The 3,092-nt window shown below is 63.8% G+C and carries 6 protein-coding genes; 1 reads left to right on the top strand and 5 read right to left on the bottom strand.

The genetic code is table 11. From position 1 onward, the window contains the following. The 3 genes from ACEQXV_RS10535 to ACEQXV_RS10525 form a co-directional block, all read right to left on the bottom strand. A partial coding sequence (locus ACEQXV_RS10535; RefSeq protein ID WP_370269074.1) for an HAD hydrolase-like protein occupies nucleotides 1-224 on the bottom strand: 224 nt, incomplete at its 3' end. 173 nt (nucleotides 225-397) lie between these two features. Continuing rightward, on the bottom strand, nucleotides 398-730 hold the full coding sequence (locus tag ACEQXV_RS10530) for a phage holin family protein (RefSeq protein ID WP_093452198.1): 333 nt from the start codon (nucleotides 728-730) through the stop codon (nucleotides 398-400). Nucleotides 731-738: 8 nt separating this feature from the next. Further along, on the bottom strand, nucleotides 739-1,092 hold the full coding sequence (locus tag ACEQXV_RS10525) for a DUF883 family protein (protein WP_093453288.1): 354 nt from the start codon (nucleotides 1,090-1,092) through the stop codon (nucleotides 739-741). A gap of 187 nt (nucleotides 1,093-1,279) precedes the next feature. Between ACEQXV_RS10525 and ACEQXV_RS10520 the strand changes: the two genes are divergently transcribed. Then, nucleotides 1,280-2,008, top strand: coding sequence for a hypothetical protein (locus ACEQXV_RS10520; protein ID WP_170848730.1), 729 nt, complete (start codon nucleotides 1,280-1,282; stop codon nucleotides 2,006-2,008). A gap of 11 nt (nucleotides 2,009-2,019) precedes the next feature. Here ACEQXV_RS10520 and ACEQXV_RS10515 read toward each other — a convergent pair whose 3' ends face one another. Both ACEQXV_RS10515 and ACEQXV_RS10510 read right to left on the bottom strand, forming a co-directional pair. Then, a complete protein-coding gene (locus tag ACEQXV_RS10515; RefSeq protein ID WP_370269072.1) occupies nucleotides 2,020-2,691 on the bottom strand; it encodes an SOS response-associated peptidase in 672 nt (223 codons plus the stop codon). Further along, complete coding sequence (locus tag ACEQXV_RS10510) at nucleotides 2,691-2,999, bottom strand: DUF1992 domain-containing protein (protein WP_370269071.1); 309 nt, start codon at nucleotides 2,997-2,999, stop codon at nucleotides 2,691-2,693. The genes ACEQXV_RS10515 and ACEQXV_RS10510 overlap by 1 nt, the downstream gene beginning before the upstream one ends. Nucleotides 3,000-3,092: the final 93 nt, after the last annotated feature.

Below are 3,092 nucleotides of genomic sequence, written 5' to 3'. Positions count from 1 at the left end.
TCGACGAATTCGCCTAGCATCGCGGCGTGCTGGTCATCCCCCACGCCCCGTGCCGCCCGCATCCGCGCCACGAAGGTCGGGGCCCCGTTGCCAAGGAAACTGTGGGTATCGGCCAGGGTGATCGGATCGAAGCCCCGGTCCGCCAGCAGCCGGTTGGAAATCGCGGTGATGTCGCCAGCCGCGTCGATCAGCGTGCCATCAAGGTCAAAAACGATTGCTGCCATTGGTCCTGCCTGTCGCCGTGTCTGCTGCCTGTCACTGCGGCAAGTGGTGCACCGCGCATGCACCGATTGCAACACGTGCAATCACACAGGGGCCAAGCCAAAAGAAAAGGCGCGGATCCCCCGCGCCTTTTCGCAATCTCATGTCCTGACCGGATCGCAGTGCTTATCCGCGCTTACCGGCGCATGGCCGTCCGCGTCGCGGCCCCAGCCCCGAAGCCCTGGGCAAAGGCGGCCCCAAGGCCGCCGGTGGACAGCCCGAAGGGTCCCGGTGCCGGTGCCACGTAGCGCGGGCGGCGCGATCCCAGGGCCGCGACCAGCGCGCCAAGGCCAATGTAGCCAAAGCCCAGCACCATGGCGGCGAACTGCGTGTCGCGCGCCTCGGCCAGGGCGATCCAGGCGGCCACGGTCAGGAACCCCAGCCCGATCAGCATCAGAAGCGCGCCGCCCAGGCCAAAGCCTGCACGACGCACCGAAAGTTTCAGCGAATATATGAACGAGCCGAACATGAGCAGCCTCAGCGACGCGTCGACAGCAGCCCAAGGACAAAACCGATGCCAGCGGCGATGCCGACGGCGGCGGCCGGGTTTTCACGCACGGCACCTTCGGCCTGCGCATAGCCCGAGCGCAGCTGCGCCTCGGCGTCGCGGCCCATCTTCTCGGCGCGGGTCTTCAGTTCCTCGGCGCGCAGCTCGGCGGCGGCGCGGGCGTCTTCGCCCTTGGCCTTACCATAGGCGCTGACAGCACGGGTCAGTTCGGCCATGTCGGCCTGAAGCGCGGCGATCTGGTCGCGCACGTCATCGGCACTTCCCTTGGTCTGAGCGGTCTTGAGCGCCTTGTCGGCGCCATTTGCGGTGGCGGCTTGTGCCATGACAGGATCTCCTATCTCTGTTGCGTGTCCTTTCACAAACAACACCCGGCCCGGAGGAATGTTCCTTGTTCCGGTCAAGATGCCCTGAAATGACCCAAATTCCGCCCAAGATCGCCACATTCCGCTGGCATAACGACGGTGACGGAAACCGTGGCGCATGTTGCGTCCGGTGAAAGGATCAAAGCCGATGACGATCAAGATGTTCATGACCCGGATCAAGGCCACGCTGTTGCAGGCGGTTCTGGTGATGTCCCTGGCGCTTGGCTTTGCCGCCCCTGCGCAGGCTGGTCCGTTCAGCGACTGGCTGAACTGCATCACCCGCGGCATCTGCGGCGGTGGTGGGTCCGGTGGTGGCGGTGGTGGCGGCGGCGGTGGTTCCGGCGGCGGCAATACCCCTGAACCGGTCGATCCAACCGGCATCGTGCACCCCGTGTACCTGGTCGGAGGGGCGTTCTTCCCCGACGAGGTCCACGCCCAGCCCGGCGACGAGATCAAGTTCTACAATCTCGCCAACACCACCCACACGGTGCGTGCCGACGACTGGTCCTGGGAAAGCGACGCCCTGTCGAAGGATCAATCCTGGTCGCTGATCGTGCAGGAAGACACCGAGCTTCTGTTCCGGCGGTCCTCTTATAACTCGTCCTACTACGGAGAGATCATTCTGGGGGATAAACCCGAGGCGGTCGACTTCGGAGACCTGATTGACGAAAACGGCAACGTCATAGGCAAGGACGAAGAGGTCGTCCGACAAGCGGAAGGGTTAGGATATACCCTTGCTGAGGTCGGCGGGCTCATACAAGACGTCGGATCCGGATTGAGTAGTTTGTTATCTGGAATAAGTGGTGATGGTACGAGTAACGGCAATGGTAATGCCCTGGGTCTGACCCAGGGTTTTGGCGTTGGCAACAATTACTGATCACCTCCCGGCTACAATGGCTCAATCAAACTCGGACCGCTCGCGCGGTTCGAGTTTACCTCTTTCCCGACACGGTACATCGCATAGACATCATCCTCGGCCGGTTGCATCAGGCGCGCTGCGCCCTTGCCTTCCTCGCCCAGCCACAGGCCCCAGTCACCGGGCGACAGGAAGACGGGGATGCGATTGTGGATCTCGGCCATCTGGCCCTTGGCCTCGGTCGTGACGATGGCGCAGGTGGCCATGCGGTCTTCGACCTCGCCCCCTTCGCGGCTGGACCAGTCCTGCCAGATGCCCGCCACCACCAGCGGCGCGCGATCGCTGCGGTGGATGAACCAGGGCAGTTTTTCGTCCCCTGCCCGGTCCCATTCATAAAAGCCGTCCATCGCGATCAGGCAGCGCCGTTCCCGCGCGGCGGCGCGAAAGGCGGGCTTTTCCGCGATCGTCTCGGCCCTTGCGTTGATCAGCAGCGGGCCATCGTTCGGTTTCTTGTACCAATGCGGGATAAATCCCCACCTCATCGGGCGCAGCTGGCGGCCGGTTTCCCCAAGTGCGCAGGCGTTGATCTGCACCGTCGGACAGACGTTGAAATTGGGCACCGGGGCCAGGTCGTTGGCCGGGGCCGCCCCGAACAGCTGTGCCATCGCATCGGGCGGCAGGGTGACGGCGAAACGACCGCACATCAGCGGCTATAGGCGCGGCGCGCCAGGTCGATCCGCGCCTCCATCATCGACATGTCCTTCATGATCTCGCGGCGGCGGGTCCGGTCGCTTTCCTCGGCCAGCTCGGCCCGCAGCTGGCGCAACTGCCGCGAAAGAGTGACAAACTCGGGCTCGGCCCCGTGTTCCGCGATCACCCGATTCCGCAGGGCGTTTTCAGGATCCTCGAGGCGCGGCAGGGGTTTGCCTGCGCCCGGCAGGGTGTCAAAGGCCCCGTCCTTCTCGGCCTCGGCGATCTTGGCATTGATCAGGTCTATCAGCGGGTGATCCATCGCGCCCCGGTCCCCTGGGGCCCATGTCTGTCGCGCGATGGGTTTCAGTAACTTCAAACACAACATCTTCAGGACGAAGTCCAATTTCATATA

Origin of the sequence: Nioella sp., assembly GCF_964229645.1 — a bacterium.
GTDB lineage: Bacteria > Pseudomonadota > Alphaproteobacteria > Rhodobacterales > Rhodobacteraceae > Nioella.
The sequence above is the reverse complement of the archived record's forward strand: the minus strand, read 5'-3'. Positions and strand labels throughout refer to the sequence as shown.

Bases quoted from the DNA above. Each gene is read 5' to 3' on its own strand.
- ACEQXV_RS10530 (WP_093452198.1), bottom strand. From the start codon at position 730: ATGTTCGGCTCGTTCATATATTCGCTGAAACTTTCGGTGCGTCGTGCA.
- ACEQXV_RS10525 (WP_093453288.1), bottom strand. From the start codon at position 1,092: ATGGCACAAGCCGCCACCGCAAATGGCGCCGACAAGGCGCTCAAGACC.
- ACEQXV_RS10520 (WP_170848730.1), top strand. From the start codon at position 1,280: ATGACGATCAAGATGTTCATGACCCGGATCAAGGCCACGCTGTTGCAG.
- ACEQXV_RS10515 (WP_370269072.1), bottom strand. From the start codon at position 2,691: ATGTGCGGTCGTTTCGCCGTCACCCTGCCGCCCGATGCGATGGCACAG.
- ACEQXV_RS10510 (WP_370269071.1), bottom strand. From the start codon at position 2,999: ATGGATCACCCGCTGATAGACCTGATCAATGCCAAGATCGCCGAGGCC.